Here is a 14,549-nt window from a genome sequence, read left to right as displayed (position 1 = left end):
ATGACCCTTACGTAAGAACGGAATTTTAGAGATATCTTAGTCGAGATTGACTGTCAAGACTGACAGTCAATTTAACTCCAAAATATCTACCGCTCTTCAACGTTTTCTGAGCTATCGCCCGCCGTTCCAGCAGGCAACCTAACGCAAGCGATGTTCAAGCGTCCCTGTAGGGCGAAGTGTTTTGGGGCGGTGGGCCTAGGTGAAAAGCCCAAGCCTTTCTCCGCCTGCCACATCCGCAAATCTATTAAGATTTGGGAACAGAGTGTTCAATGCCGACGGTTGCACACCAAACCAAAGAGACAGGTCAGCATAAAGTTGATCGGTCGAGGTCGTTGGGATCAAAACGCCGTCGCCCACATCAAGCGCGTTGTCGCTGGCTAGGCCAAGTTCGGGGTAGTCCCCCAGAATCTGCCCGCCTTTGACAGCATTGCCCATAACCAGGGTATTGCCGCCCCAACCATGATCCGTACCGTTGCCATTCGACGTCAGCGTCCGGCCGAAATCTGATCCCGTGAACGTCACAACACGATCCGCCAAGCCCATATCGTCAAGCGTTGCCTGAAACGCTCCCAACGCTTCGGACAAAACGCGCAGCATACGGGCATGGTTCGCCAACAGTTCATCATGATGGTCCCAGCCGATATAGCGCACAAAAAACGTTTGCTGCTCGTGACCCAGCCGGTCCGAGGCGGCAATCGTTTTGGCGACCATGCGCAATTGCTGTGCAAGGTCCGAAGACGGGAAGGACCGGGGTATCTTGATCCCGCGGGTCGCTGATTTGAACGTCTCGTGTTTGGACTGCGCGTCGCGGGTCAGGTTCAGATATGTCTCGCGGAAGGGATCGCCGTTTTGATCGGCGTTCATCATTCGGTTGAAACTGTCCAAAAGCAGGTCGTTGAGTGGGCTCTTCTCTTCTTTAACATACAGACCGACGCTGCCCTTGTCTGTGATTGAATATGGCAAGTCGATCTTGCCGTTCTGCGCAATGTTGTTTCCGGCCAAAGAGATGTTCATTCCGATCTCGTGCGCCGATTTTGAGGACTGCAGGTCATCAGCAAAGAACCCGAACCATCCGTCGTTCACACGCAGATCCGGGCGCGAGGTTTGCCAGTGTTTGAACTGGTCCGCGTGGCTCAGCAGTCCCAGGGGGAGTGCGGCCGAGCCGTCATAGAACTGCTCTTTCCGGACCTGTTCGACCAAGGGCCCAACATTGGCGACAAAAGAGAGGCGCCTTTGAGCGAACAGCTCGGCCATTTCGGGCATCGACGGGTGCAGGCCAAAGCGGCGGCCCAGCCGATCTTTGGGCGTATCCAAGTCCAGCAGCTCACCTCGCGAAAGGGCAAGATTGGCCCGCGTTTCCGAGTATTGGCCGTGCGCGATTTTGTCATTTGGTACCAGCATATTAAAGCTGTCATTGCCGCCATCCAACATAACAAAAACAAGCGCCCTGCGGGCGGGCTTGATCATTCCCGATCCAGCCTGCGCCAAACCGGGCAGGGCGGCACCCATCATTGCGCCAGTTGCGGCAACACCGGTCGAGGCCAAAAACTGCCGTCGCGTAAAGGATTTGGTCAGCATGGGCTCAGGCCTCCTGCACGGTGAATTCTGGGGAAACGGCAATCATGAAGGCGATGGTCTGCACCACCCATTCGGGATTGTCTGCATACTGCACATAGGCCTGTTTGATCCTTTTGCGCACTTCGGCATCAGTCCGACCGGTCAATAGGACCGAAATCCGATCTATCAGCTCATCATGACGGCCTCGGTTCTTTGCGATTTTGATCTCTTCGCTCAAATCGAAACGCAGCGCGTTCTGGGAATTGGCCCATAGCGTTTCGGGGTCAAACTCCATCACCATCATCTGCTCGGGGCCCGAACCGATCTGGGTCGAGACCAGCGGCAGGTAGCCACCAAAGAACCAGTAGTAGATATTGTTGACATAAGCGACCGAGGTTGCGGCCGTGTGCAGCTCAAACTCGGGAGCGCGAAGGCCCATCTTCTGCAATGCGCCATGCGGGGTGAAATCGGGTTTGTAGAAATTGAACACAGTGGGCGCGGACAGTGGATGCATCTGCAGCGCCTCTTGAATGTCATCACCCAGCAGCCACAGCTTGCCGGTCTGGTTATGCGCTCCAAACGCAATCAGAACCTGCGTGACGCGATGCAGGGGCGATTTCAGCTTTTGGGACTGTACTACTTTTGTCGGGGATTTGTATGCTGACGGCAGACGTTTAGCGGCAACCTCATTGGTCAATGGGTAGGTCAGGATTGTGCGAACCGCGCTTTTCAGATCTCCGTTTGAGCCAAATGCCTGCGACACCGCTTCGACATAGGCGGGCGAGGGATTGGAGGTGACCAGCCGGTTGATCAGATGGGTTGCGATGAACGGCGCGGTCGTGGGGTGGGCAACCAGTTGGTCGATGGTCGAATGAATTTCCTTTGGGCCGGACTGATCGCCGGGCAGGGTAAGGCGACCGTTCAGCAGGGATTTTGCGCCGCGGTCGTGAAAGGCTTCTTCCACGATCATCGGTTTGGTCGCGTCAATGAAGGGCACTGTCTTATAGGCCTTTTCGACCCCATCATCGAACTGAACTGGATAACCATTATAGCTGTCTTCCCAGAACGACGTGTTCCACTCGTATTCATAGGCCGCGGGCAGCAAGCCGGTGAAGACCCGAGCCAGTTCCTTTATGTCGCGATTGTCATAGGTCGGGATCGGATCCCCACTGGAATCCAGTTTTTCCGTGCCATCGGGGTTCAGCTCGAACAAGCCAATCGAAAACAGCTGCATGATCTCACGCGCATAGTTTTCATCCGGATGGATGTTCTTGGCCTTATTCGCCTTTTGATTGGTCATATGCGACAGGTAGATACCCATCATCGCGTGCATCGACACATCGTACAGAAGGTCTGAATAACTGCCGAACGCGTGCTTATAGAGCAGGTCATAGTAATTCGCCATCCCGATGGCATCCAGCTCCAGCGATGACGCGTCCGAGATGACCAGGATCTCGGACAGTGCCTGCGCAACACGCTGGCGCAGCAGGTCGTCGCGTTGCGTCAGGGTGTGGTTCCACCAGGCCATGTGGAAATACCATTTATAGGGCAGGGCGGGGTTGTTGCCGTCGCCGTTGATCGCCCATTCGCCATGCGCGCGCTTCAAGCGCTTTCGGAAGCTCTTCCAAATCTTGCGAGTGGACTTTTCGAACGGCCCTTTGTTACCGATCGAGGCGTTCAGCTGATCATCCAACCAGCGTTCCGGGCCGGTCTTGCTAACCTGATGCAGTAACCTCTGATCGGCCCCAAGCGTGGCCTGCATCAAGAATCGACTGGTGTCTTCCAAGGATGACTTCATGGTGGATGGCGGTCCTTTAGATCTGACGACAGTAGCTGGGATTGGCATATACTGTCATGGAAGACAAAATAAAACTTAGCCCCGCCGTTTCAACCCGAAGATTTCGATATCCGCAAAAAAAATGCCCCGTTTCCGGGGCAGTTGGGGTCAAATTTGTAAGGTAGCTTTAGTTTGCGTAATTCATTTTCAAACCAAGCGATGAGGTATTGCCATCGTATTCAATCGCCGCGTCTTCGAACGCCGGCAACGATCTGACGCCCGCGCCTTTGGAATATGCCCAACCTTCTTGCGGGATCGGCCCTTTCATCTCGAACTGGCCGTTGTCGTTCTGGTCGTGGTGTATCATGATCGCAAGCTGTCCGGGTTTCTGGTTCTCGAGCGTGCCGGAAACTGTGCTACCTGAGGCGGGGATCTTCGCGTAGCCTACGATTTTCGCCATCTGGCTTTGGTCGAACGCGGTCTTATCGTCAAAGGCCAGGATGTGAATGACGCCTCCGCGTCCAGCATCGACACCAGAGATATCGATCTGTATATCCCCGGCCGCCGCCTGAGATGCTGCAAGAGCCATAAGGCCAGCGATGAATGCAGTTTTGGTCATTGAGTTTCTCCTGAACAGTTAACCGATGTAAATTCCAAACAGACGCCATGCGAGATCCTGCACGACGTAAAGCAGCCCGAAGGCGAACCACATGATCGTAATGGCGTAGAAAAGGGGCGGGTTTTCCTGGCTGTCGATTGTCTCAATCAAAAAGGCCTGGCCTGTCATGAAGGATGAGGCGGCCCACCACATGAACAGCAGCCCCCAGATTGCGTAGATCTGAAACCATGTTGCCAACAGCAAGCATAAGAAGATGATCCAGGAAAAAGGGTGGGATTTGAGGTATTGCATTGAGCTTCTCTATCTATTTTCGGGGTTTGTGCCCGCATCAAAGTGGGCACGACGAAGGGATACCTATGCCTCAAAAAACTGCGTGGCTTTGAAGAGGCAGTGTAATTTTCTGGCTTACGGCCATTGCAGATCAGTTGAAGCTCCGTCCACGTGGGCGACCTGCCAGCTGTTTAGTCATGGATTGCCTGAAGCTGGTCGAACTGCGCCTTGTCCAACCGGTAGAACATCAGGGCAACAATCGAGGCCATGTAAATGAAGAGGCTAAGGCAGGCATAGTTCCATCCCAGTGCACGGGTGACCTCGGGGGTCAGATTCGATTGATCTGGCGTTTCCGGAAAGCCAACATATGCAAGGAACATTCCAGAGATCGCCAACCCGCCAGCCGTCCCCGCCTTAAGCACGAATGTGATGACCGATGTGATAATTCCTTCGTTTTGGAAACCGTTCTGGCTGATACCCAATTCGACGACGTCGGCGGTCATCGACGTTAGCAAAGACGTGGTCCAGACAATCAGGATGATTTGCAGAATGCCGTGAACAAACAGCAACCAGATCAGAAGCTCGGTGCCATTTGCAGGGAAGAACCCGATTTCACGCAGCACGTAAGGGGCGACACCGACAATTGCCGAGAGGATCGACAAGTATATGGCGCTCAATTTTTTGTCGCCGGATCGTGCGATAGGTTTCAGGGTTACGCCCGCTATCAAAGCGCCGATCAGGTTGGCCAACAGGATCAGAGCTATTTGGTCATTGTTCAGCTCCCAAAAGAACGAGGTCAGGTAGGTCCACAAAGCTGCTCCGATCCCAGCGCCCACCGCGAAAGCGGCCGAGCTGACAAAGATGGCAAGTAATGCAGGCAGCTTGAACGCTGCGAAGAACTGTCTGAAAAACCCAGAGATGCTGTAGGTCGCCACATGCGAAATATCCAGCATTCTATTCTGCCATTTGCGCGTGCCCAAGGCGGTGACAGTGATAGCCAGCGCTATGAGGATTGCGCCGACAAGGCCTGCTTCCTGATAGCCGGCCTGGTTTAGGATGCCGTATGGCATCGTGTCGGTCGGAACCAACCAGATCACATACATCGCGATGACCATGATCTGACCGGCAATCCAGGTGACCGAGACCTTGAGGCCAGACAACATGGTTCGTCCGCCATAGTCCTTGGTCAACTCTGGCACCATCGCGTTGTGTGGAACGTCAAACAACGTCATCGCCGTCCGCAGTAGGATCGTTGTGATCAGCAGGAACCAGAACAGCTGGGTCTCTGAGGTCAGTGCTGCAGGTGGGTTCCAAATAAACCAGAACAGGAGTGCGACAGGTATGATCGCCGCGTAGATGAACGGGTGGCGCTTGCCGGCCCGAGAGCGCGTGTTATCCGACAAGTAACCGACAACAGGATCGGACACAGCGTCGAACATCAGAGCAATGAAAAGGGCAAACCCCACCGTCTCGGCCGGAAGACCGATGACCAGATTGTAGTAGATAAGCAGGAAAAAGCTCAGCCCGTTCGACAAGATGCCGTTGGCTATACCGCCCGCCCCGTAAAACAACTGCATGCTGACCGGTGGACTTTCAGTACTGGTGTTCATTTTTCCTCCGGATCTTGGTTGCAGCAATGCTGTGAGTGATCGATCACTTAAAACAGATCACAAGGATCGTTTTTTGTCAAAGGTGTTAGAAAAGGTGCCTAACGACCGCGTTTGAGAAGCAAATGACCGCCGAAGCAACAGGCAACAAGCAGGGGCCATTCGCTTAGTTGAGTGCCAAGCCCGACCGCGTTCGCGGTCGGGTGCTTGATCAGAAGTTATGCGACAGGCTCACACGTACAGCGGTGCCGGAAACATCCCGGATCTGCAGGCCCGCGTCAGGTTCGTTCACATCGCCAAGCGTGCCATACGTGACATCAACCAGAATTCGGGTCTGACCAATCGAGTGAACGGCACCCAGTGTGATACCTTTGCCGCCGCCTTCGTAGTCAAAGCCAACAAAACCGCCTTCAGGTTCAGAGCGGGACAGAATGCCGTAGAAGTACCATTTCGGGTTCAGTAGGTAGCCGACGCCAATTTGGTAGTCGACCGAGTTTTCCGCAAATTCCGCAAGCGGACCGCCAAGAACCGGAGACTGTACGGCGACATCATCCCAGTTCCTCCAACGGACCGACCCGAAGGCGCCCCAAGGGCCGCTGATTGAACTTTGTACGTTCAGGGCGACTGTCTGAGGGGTGCTCAATTGCGTCGTCACGTCAGATGGCGAAAGGGGTTGCAGCTGTTCGACACCATCCAGATCGTGATCAATTTCCGAGTAGTATGTCAGGTCGGCGCGAAACGCGATCGACGGGATCTCATACGCGGCACCCACAAGGAAACCGGGATTGAAGTCACCCTCGGAATCCAGCGAGTAGCTTAGAGAGGGATTTATCAGTGCACCGCTGAAATCGTTAATTTTTTCGAACCGTACCCCGGCAAAGGCACTAAAATTCTCATTGAATTTGTAGCGCGCCATCAAAGCGACTTCGGTGCCGCGATACCGGACGTTGGTGCCAGCAGACGGGGCGCCCGTACCAGTTGGGTATAGAAGCTTATAGTTGACCGAGTTGAAGCCGTGGATTGCGACTGCCCATTTGTCGCCTACATCCTGTTTGTAAGCCAGGGACAGGCCGCTAATGCTGGGTGTAACATTACCTGTTGGCTGTCCGAACTCAGTGCCTTCGGTTTTTGAATCGGCCCATCCTCCGGTGATTTCGACATAACGGCCCTGCTCAAAAAGGAACCGGTTTACCGATGGGAACCCCTCGATTCCGCCGGCAAATGCTGGGCTTGAAATCAAGCCCGCGCCCAATGCCAATGTTGCAATTTTATTCATTCTTCCCTCCCTTTCCTCGGCTTTGTGTCTTTAATTGTGCCGAGGGGACCTGATGTGACCGTGGCGCTAGGGCGCGGCGGCCTGTTGAAAGCGCCGTGGTTTGCGCATGGTCGTGCAACCATCGAATGACGTGTCTTCAAATGGTTGCGTTTCCGGCTTGTGAAACTGTTTGTGGTGCAGCAGGGAGGCGCGCAGCGTGAGGCCGTCGCAATTAGGTGCGATGGCGGAACGTTGCCTTCCGTTTGAATGCAATGCCTCGACCCTGATGTGGGCCGCTTTGCAGCAGGCAATACCAATTGGTTCGGCAAACAAGCCGATTGCGCGATTTTTCATAGTCCCTGTCGTTTATTGCAGCCCAGTCTTAGGCCGGGTTTTGGTCTGGTTATTGCGGTGCGAGTATCCCCGGGCTGACACCTCCTCGTTGTTTAGATGTTTTGATTGGCACGCTCCTCTTGGGTCTGCGCCGCGTTACCGAACAACTGTCCTGCACGAACCTCATCAATGACCCGAATGTGCTCTGAATTGGTCATGGATCTGCCGCTGCTGTTTACCCGTCGATTTGTTTGTTGTCGGATATGACAGTTATTTGTTGCACATAGCTGACAACTTTTCAATACGTTTGTATTGTACGTCAGAATTGTAATAGTATTTCGCGCCAAACGTTGTATTTTCAGGGCTTTGATCCAGTTCCCACAAACACCAGGGTTCCGCTCACACTTTTGCGGGATTTGCGCTAGGAAAGGCAGATGACGCGAAATTTGACAGAGAATCGGGCCAAGCAGCGCGACAGGAACCGAGAACAGAAGCGACGGGAACTTGCCGAGAACGCGATTGCGACAATTGCGCGTGCTGGATATGCCAATACCACTTTGCGGGATATCGCGGCCTCTACCGGCGTATCGCTGGGCAAAATACAGTATTATTTTCCCGAAAAAGAGGGATTGTTGTTGTATTGCGTAGATCTGTCGGTCGACCGGTTCACGTCACAGCTGAACGAAATTCTTGATGCAGAACTCAGCCCGCGCGAGGCGCGCAGCGCCTATATCGATCTGTTTGCCCATTCGATCATCAACTATGCGCATCTGCACAGGCTTTGGTATGATATCCGCAATCAGGCTATGTTCGATGGTTTGCTCAGGCCGCGAGTAGCTGACGTCGAGGCCCGGTATATCGCAATTTGTGACGAGCTTGGAAAGAAGTTTGCGATCAATGATGTGCGTGGTGTGGACATCTATGTGATGCTGGACGGCGCCTACCGGTATTACATTCAGCAAAGCATTGCCGGGATGCCACTCACCGCCGAGGACATCGCGCGGCACTTAAAACGCATTATAGGCTACCTGACGGGTGAAAAGTAAGTTGCGGACCAATATTCCGCCATCTCGCAATTCGCTTGCCGAGGTGTGTATTTCGTTCTGTTTCCGCTCGGGTTACAGACAAGGTTTCCCGCCGATTATCTGGGGCTGACGGAGCTCTTGCATGCAATATAATGTCATTAGTGAAAATAAAACTAACGAAGCCGCATTGGCTTTGAAAAATGCTGCATCAACCGTGTTTTCAGTGCTTACCGCTACTTCAGTTTGGCCCGATGACGTGGCCTAGGTATTAGGCTTTCTTTCTGCGTCAAGTTGATAGAGCGCGAATGATCAGGCGCTCCTGTTTCAACGGGCTGACTTAGTTGTTTTCAGGATCGCTATCGGATCTAGGGTCCTTATACCGGTTCAGGTCCAGCACGCCTGCCTGAATAGGGTCGCTTGCCAGAAACATATTCATCACCTGATCGCTGGTTGCCCAAAACCCCGGGCTTGTCCTGCGCAGCCCATAAGTGGTTACGAAATCGAGCCATTCGGTCTGCGACCGCACTGATTTGAGGTCGGTAACAAAAGACGCCAGCTGGGCTTCCTGAACTCGAAAGTAGAAGTTCGTATAGCTTCCGATCACCCCCGGCAGGATGGTCAGCACGTCGGCTTGCTGATTCCGGCGATCTTTTTCTTCAAACAGGAACGCCACATTGTAATGGGCTTTGTCGTGGAGCAGCGAATAGAGAGACGTGGAACCATCTTCGTTGTCCACCAAAAGCAGGGAAACATCTGAAAGATACCTGACCCAATCGCCGGATTGATCTGCGATGTCGCGCAAATTGTTCACAATTTCTGCATTGCTATTCGAGCAGACGGCCCCTCTGCATCTGTTGATCGTGTCCTCGATGGCCCAAAGACCGTTGCCGCGATTTAGAAGTTCCAGGAGGAACTCTTGCTTAGGCGTGTCCGTTTTAAAATCTATGCCAGTCGGAAAACTGTCATCGACACGGCGCCGGTGCCAATACGTGTGCAGCTCGGCCAGAGCTCCTTGGTACCAGGTCTTGTGCATCCTTTGCCTGTCGCCGCGCGGCATGAAGTTCAGGAAAGTGTCCTCACTCTCCATCCGCAGCTCGTCCATGTATAACCGGGTTGAAAGCTGGTGTTCGAGCCGACCGAAAACATCAAAACCGGCGACCAAGTCGTAATAGATACGTTCGAACACCGGATAATCGATAACCCATGCGGTTTCGGGGATGCCGCCGTGGAACCCGGTCATAGCAGAGGCATTGTCGAAATGCCGAAACACGGTAATCAGCGCCTGGGGATTGGTGCCCTCGCCATCCCAGATTGCGTCATATCCAAACCCGTTTTTGTGCGCCGCGCTATTGCGATATCGGGCATCCCTAAACTCAAGGTATTTGATCTGGTTTTCGTGCGACATTCCGTGAAGGTCCCCCAAGAACCCTATATCTGCAGTACTCACCGGCAATTCCAGAAAGGCCGCCCCGTCCGCCAAAAAGCTGGGGTCTGTGACGGACAGATCGGCATCCGGATCAAGGAAACTGACCCAGAACCGATCTTCAATCACGTCAACAGCGGTTTCGCCGTGACAGACCGGTCCGCGGATGAAGCTGCGTACATAAAACAATGCGTCGTCCAAAAGAAACTGATAACGGCTGCGGGCCGGTATGTTGGTAAAGGTGCTGAAGGGGTTGCCGCCTTCGTCTTCTCCGTACGCAGGCAAGTCGGTGACGGACCAGGCCGGATCAAGGAATAGCTGCTGGTATCGCGCCAGACGATCCATACCAAAACTATAGACCAGATGATCTTTGTGCACGATCGTTTCGTCGAATGCCTGCAGGCGATAGTAGAACGGCCTTGGGCCGGGACTATCGAAGGGACGGCGTGTCGCGATGATCTCAATCTTTGATCCTGGTGGGCTGGCGGACCGCACCAGCTGAAAAAACTGTCTTGGATTGTCGGATGGAAAATGGAGACGCGCCAGAAACAGATGTTCGTATACATATCTGCTCATCAATTGATGGCGCAGGTCGGGCGCGTTCAGAAAGGCCTCCCAATTTGTGATCTGATCCTGAATGTCCTGAGGGATTTCTGGTGTGGCCGATGGCAAAGGCGCACCATTTTTAAGCCATGACATGAGGGTTTGGTATTCTTGCTCACTCAGTGGGGCTGTGGCGTAGGGCATTCCCGCCCTTGAGTTTGCCGTGCTGAAGGCGTCGAATTCCTGCGTTGTAGGGCAGGTCAAGGGGCGATTAATCGACAAACCAAGCTGGGTTGGGACAGGTGCGTTAGCCGTCAAACGGGCTTGCCTGCCGAGGTTAAGGGAGCGCTCTAACACCGACCCGCTCGTGCCGGTCACCTCTGATGACGGAAGAACGGGAAAAAAACCAAGATCCCGCCACCCGGGAACTGTCCGCGCGTCGATTCCAAGCCGTGTTGGTTGCGCATCTTTTAGTCGTTCGGAGTGGTAAACCGCCTCTTTACTGGCGCCGCGCAAAAGGCCGGCAGGAGATGTCAGCTTGAGTTGGCAAGGTGCGTCGTAGCAACTGTGGCACACCACGCAGCGGCGGTTCAGGATATCCTGCACGTTAGCCCAGTCCGCATTTTCCAGCTTGTCGTCAATGGTCGCGCCGGGTGCTTCTGCATTTGACTGGGCCAAACCCTGATCAGCAAGCAAAAATGCAATCGAAGCCGCTAAAACACGGGTGAAAAAACACCAATCTTGTAATGTTCGCAGCATAGATGCCCCCGTCTGAATGGTTTGATTTTATTGACCATCACGCAAAGCCCATAGGCCCTAACAGGTTTATACTACTGAATTGATTTCGTTTGTCGCGTTTCCTGAACTTTTACGTTGAGGCATCGTTGGGCGTGTTTGCCGCAGTTTCACATGCGGCAAAGTAAATGTAATTGGATCTTAGATTGCCAATAGTGTCAGACCGTTGCCCCCTTGATGCGTATGGCCGATCCCACGCTACCAGCGCAAAGGCCAATGCCAATTGCGACCAACAGCTCAAATGTATCGACCGCGGCAAATGAACCATGAGCGAATACGAAGGTTGCCAACACCCCGACAATGCCCCCCATCAATGCGCCCAGCCAAACGCGGCGAGTCATCATTCCCAGGGCCAGCCCAAGGATACCCGGCAGACTGATGACGTTGGCCCCGATTGTTCCCAGAATTTCCAGCATTTCGTGTCCCTTTTCAGTCTGCCCGAGTACTCAGGAATGACTTGATGTCATCGCCGTCAGCTGCGGCCTGTTGTTGCAACGAACCCTGCGCTTTGCTGGCCAAGGTTTCGGTCACTTCCTGATACCGCTCCTGATAGCCGGGTGGCAGGCTATGGGCGATGCCCTGGTGGCAATCGATACAGGTCATGTTTTCATCAATGGCGCGTTGGTGCTCAGAGGCAGCGCGCGTTTCCTGCAACGTGAAATCCATATAGTCGAAGTTGTGGCAATTCCGGCATTCGCGACTGTCTGAGGCCTTCATCTTCTTCCAGACGGCGGTCGCCATGCTCAGACGATGCTCTTCGTATTTCTCGGGCGTACTGATCGTGCCTGCCAGCTCGTGATAGACGTCCTTGACCGCCATGATCTTGGCTTTGATCTTGTGGTTCCATTCATGCGGCACATGGCAATCGGAACAGATGGCCCGCACACCGGAGTGGTTGTTGTAGTGGATCGTCTCACGATACTCGCCCAGATTAGTCTCCATCGTATGGCACGAGGTACAGAACTCCTCGGTATTCGTCAGCTCAAGCGTCCAGTGAAACCCGCCCCAGAACAGGATTCCAGCCAGAAAACCCGCAAGGATCAGAAAGCCCGAGCTAAAGGCAACCGCCGGGGTCCAGATCCAGTTCCAGATGCGGCCAATCCACCCGCGTTTTTCAGGAGAGTCTGCCATGTTGGTGCTCCTTTCATTCTTGCGTTGGATTAATTGCCCGAGGACGGTTGAAAGACGTTGTCAACCAATGGCGGTGCGTCTGCTTGTGGCACGTGGCATTGGTTGCAGAAATAACGGGTGCCTGCGATGTGATCCAACTCATTGCCGTCGCGATCCAGATAGTGAGTCATCGACAATGTCGGGGCGTTGCGTTCGCCGGCTTTGGTCCAGTCGTGGCAGGACAGGCACTGATTTGTGCGCGTGTCGATCTGATATTGCTCGACCGAGTGCGGGATCAGCGGCGGTTGTTGGCGATAGTTGCGCTGCATGCGCCCTTCGACGTTCTTGTGGATCTGTTCCAGAGGGATAAGTTCATCCACATCGGCACCCCGCAGGGATTCTACCTGAGCTGATTGCGCAAGGGCGAATCCGCCCAAGAGCAAAACGGGGATAAGGGCTATAAGGCCTGTTCGGGTTGGCTTGTTCATCTTGGCACTCCCTCAGATAGGTCTGGCTGCGCGCGGATCGGGCGCGGGAACTGGATCGGTAGGTGCGGCGACCTTGTCGTCGAACCGGTGAGTAAATTTGAAAACGTCGACGGCGCATACGTCGATGCAACGACCGCAGGTGGTGCAGTCAGGGGAAAGGATCAGTGGTGTGGAACCCGACTTACCCTTCAGCGCAGGAGATATGACCTGATTTTCTGGGCAAACGGCATAGCAATCCATGCAATCATCGCAGGCTGCGCGATTTGAGGCGCTAACTCGCAGCAGGCCTTTCGCGCCAATCAGGCCGTAAAATGCGCCAACCGGACAGATGTGACCGCACCAACCGTGCCGCGAAACGAACAGGTCGAACACGAAGATGGCAATGATCATGGCCCACACGAACCCCGCGCCGAAAATCAGCCCGCGATGCAGCATGGTGATCGGGTTGACCAGCTCCCATGCGATCACGCCTGTAGCGCCCGAGACGATAAGGACAGTGGCCAATATCCAAAGGCGGGTGCCGCGCTTGGGCTGCCAGCCTTTCGGCAGGTCCATACGTCTGTGCAACCAGTTGGCTGCGTCGGTGACTGGGTTGATCGGACAAACCCATGAACAATAGACGCGCCCACCAATCAGAGCGTAAGCGGCGAGAACGATCACTCCGCCGATCAGGGCCGTCAATTCCGGCCAATGCCCAGCGATCACGCTTTGCAGCAGGATAAGCGGGTCGGTCAGCGGCAGCACGCCCAGTGTCAAAGATCCCGCAAGCGTGCCTTGAACGATCCAGATGCCGAACCACGGTCCCAGAAGAAACACAGCCAGAAAGAGCAACTGGCTTGCGCGGCGCAGCAGCAGGTATTTGTGGGCGCGCACCCAACCTTTTTCCTCGATGGCCTCCATTCCGGCCGGCATATGTGCGCGCGTTCTCATTGCCCGACCCCCGGCAATTCGTATGCGGGGGCGAACCCGCCCGGCGCTGCAAGGTTGTCGGTGCCGGGACCGGGCAGTCGGTCCGGCAGATCGATGAGGCCTTCAACAAGGGGACCGCCTTTGGCCTCTTTCTCTTCCCAGCCTTTGCGGTAGTGATCGGCACTACTGCCGCGCGCCAGACGCGCAGGCAGGACCTTGATCGCGGCCTCGGGCAGAACACAGCTTTTCTCGCACATGCCGCAGCCTGTGCAGTGGTCCGCATGAACCGTCGGGATGAACATTGCGTGGTGGCCTGAACGTTCGTTATGGGCCGTTTCCAGCGTGATTGCCTCATCAATCACGGGGCAGACGCGGTAGCAGACATCGCAGCGCAGGCCAAGGAAGTTCAGACAGTTCTCCTGATCGACAAGGACGGCAACACCCATCTTGGCATCATCAATATTGTCGAGGGCCGGATCCAATGCGCCGGTGGGGCAGGCGGTCACGCAAGGGATGTCGTCACACATTTCACAAGGCACGTCCCGCGCTGTGAAATAGGGCGTCCCTGTAGCAACCGCATCCACGCCCAATTCCGCCAGTTTCAATGTGTCGTAAGGACAATCCCGCACGCAAAGCCCGCAGCGAATGCATGCAGACAGAAACGCCTCTTCCGGTAGCGCGCCGGGGGGGCGCAACGCTTCGGCCGGTAACGCCCGAGCATCGCGGGCAAGCCAGGCCAACAATGACCCGGCGACCACGCAGCCACCCGACGCACGCGCCGCATCCTGCAGGAAGCGACGCCGTTGCGGCGAAAGAGGTTTACCTTCAAAGGGCATGG

14 protein-coding genes are annotated in these 14,549 nt (G+C 54.7%); 1 reads left to right on the top strand and 13 read right to left on the bottom strand.

Features of this window, described 5'->3' with window-relative positions; genetic code table 11:
• Positions 1-195: 195 nt before the first annotated feature.
• From AC2FIB_RS08530 to AC2FIB_RS08500, 7 genes are all read right to left on the bottom strand, one after another.
• Complete coding sequence (locus tag AC2FIB_RS08530; protein WP_496734771.1) at positions 196-1,578, bottom strand: DUF1501 domain-containing protein; 1,383 nt, start codon at positions 1,576-1,578, stop codon at positions 196-198.
• Positions 1,579-1,582: 4 nt separating this feature from the next.
• A complete protein-coding gene (locus tag AC2FIB_RS08525) occupies positions 1,583-3,355 on the bottom strand; it encodes a DUF1800 family protein (protein WP_496734768.1) in 1,773 nt (590 codons plus the stop codon).
• Between the two features lie 166 nt (positions 3,356-3,521).
• Positions 3,522-3,953 (bottom strand): DUF2141 domain-containing protein, encoded by a 432-nt coding sequence (locus tag AC2FIB_RS08520; RefSeq protein WP_282119331.1) that lies wholly within the window; start codon positions 3,951-3,953, stop codon positions 3,522-3,524.
• A gap of 18 nt (positions 3,954-3,971) precedes the next feature.
• The gene (locus AC2FIB_RS08515; protein ID WP_496734766.1) at positions 3,972-4,244 is read right to left on the bottom strand and encodes a hypothetical protein; all 273 of its coding nucleotides are present in this window, start codon (positions 4,242-4,244) and stop codon (positions 3,972-3,974) included.
• 170 nt (positions 4,245-4,414) lie between these two features.
• Positions 4,415-5,833: an MFS transporter gene (locus AC2FIB_RS08510; RefSeq protein ID WP_496734764.1), complete on the bottom strand. Its 1,419-nt coding sequence runs from the start codon at positions 5,831-5,833 to the stop codon at positions 4,415-4,417.
• Between the two features lie 208 nt (positions 5,834-6,041).
• Positions 6,042-7,106 (bottom strand): hypothetical protein, encoded by a 1,065-nt coding sequence (locus tag AC2FIB_RS08505; RefSeq protein WP_496734762.1) that lies wholly within the window; start codon positions 7,104-7,106, stop codon positions 6,042-6,044.
• A 66-nt stretch (positions 7,107-7,172) separates the two neighbouring features.
• On the bottom strand, positions 7,173-7,439 hold the full coding sequence (locus AC2FIB_RS08500; RefSeq protein ID WP_496734760.1) for a hypothetical protein: 267 nt from the start codon (positions 7,437-7,439) through the stop codon (positions 7,173-7,175).
• A gap of 413 nt (positions 7,440-7,852) precedes the next feature.
• Here AC2FIB_RS08500 and AC2FIB_RS08495 point away from each other — a divergent pair, with 413 nt between their 5' ends.
• Positions 7,853-8,464 carry a TetR/AcrR family transcriptional regulator gene (locus AC2FIB_RS08495; RefSeq protein ID WP_496734758.1) on the top strand — a complete coding sequence of 204 codons (612 nt, stop codon included), beginning with the start codon at positions 7,853-7,855 and terminating at the stop codon, positions 8,462-8,464.
• A 316-nt stretch (positions 8,465-8,780) separates the two neighbouring features.
• On the opposite strand, the gene AC2FIB_RS08490 is transcribed toward AC2FIB_RS08495, so the two are convergent.
• The 6 genes from AC2FIB_RS08490 to napG form a co-directional block, all read right to left on the bottom strand.
• On the bottom strand, positions 8,781-11,168 hold the full coding sequence (locus AC2FIB_RS08490; protein ID WP_496734756.1) for a fatty acid cis/trans isomerase: 2,388 nt from the start codon (positions 11,166-11,168) through the stop codon (positions 8,781-8,783).
• Between the two features lie 194 nt (positions 11,169-11,362).
• Positions 11,363-11,620, bottom strand: a complete 258-nt coding sequence (locus tag AC2FIB_RS08485) for a hypothetical protein (RefSeq protein WP_058276668.1) — start codon at positions 11,618-11,620, stop codon at positions 11,363-11,365.
• Between the two features lie 13 nt (positions 11,621-11,633).
• Complete coding sequence (locus AC2FIB_RS08480) at positions 11,634-12,335, bottom strand: NapC/NirT family cytochrome c (RefSeq protein WP_058272027.1); 702 nt, start codon at positions 12,333-12,335, stop codon at positions 11,634-11,636.
• Positions 12,336-12,364: 29 nt separating this feature from the next.
• Positions 12,365-12,802, bottom strand: coding sequence for a nitrate reductase cytochrome c-type subunit (locus AC2FIB_RS08475; RefSeq protein ID WP_282119339.1), 438 nt, complete (start codon positions 12,800-12,802; stop codon positions 12,365-12,367).
• Positions 12,803-12,814: 12 nt separating this feature from the next.
• On the bottom strand, positions 12,815-13,732 hold the full coding sequence (napH, locus tag AC2FIB_RS08470) for a quinol dehydrogenase ferredoxin subunit NapH (protein ID WP_496734754.1): 918 nt from the start codon (positions 13,730-13,732) through the stop codon (positions 12,815-12,817).
• Positions 13,729-14,547: a ferredoxin-type protein NapG gene (gene napG / locus AC2FIB_RS08465; protein WP_496734752.1), complete on the bottom strand. Its 819-nt coding sequence runs from the start codon at positions 14,545-14,547 to the stop codon at positions 13,729-13,731. The genes napH and napG overlap by 4 nt, the downstream gene beginning before the upstream one ends.
• Positions 14,548-14,549 lie beyond the last annotated feature (2 nt).

The organism is Ruegeria sp. YTSA072, assembly GCF_059610285.1.
The sequence above is the reverse complement of the archived record's forward strand: the minus strand, read 5'-3'. Positions and strand labels throughout refer to the sequence as shown.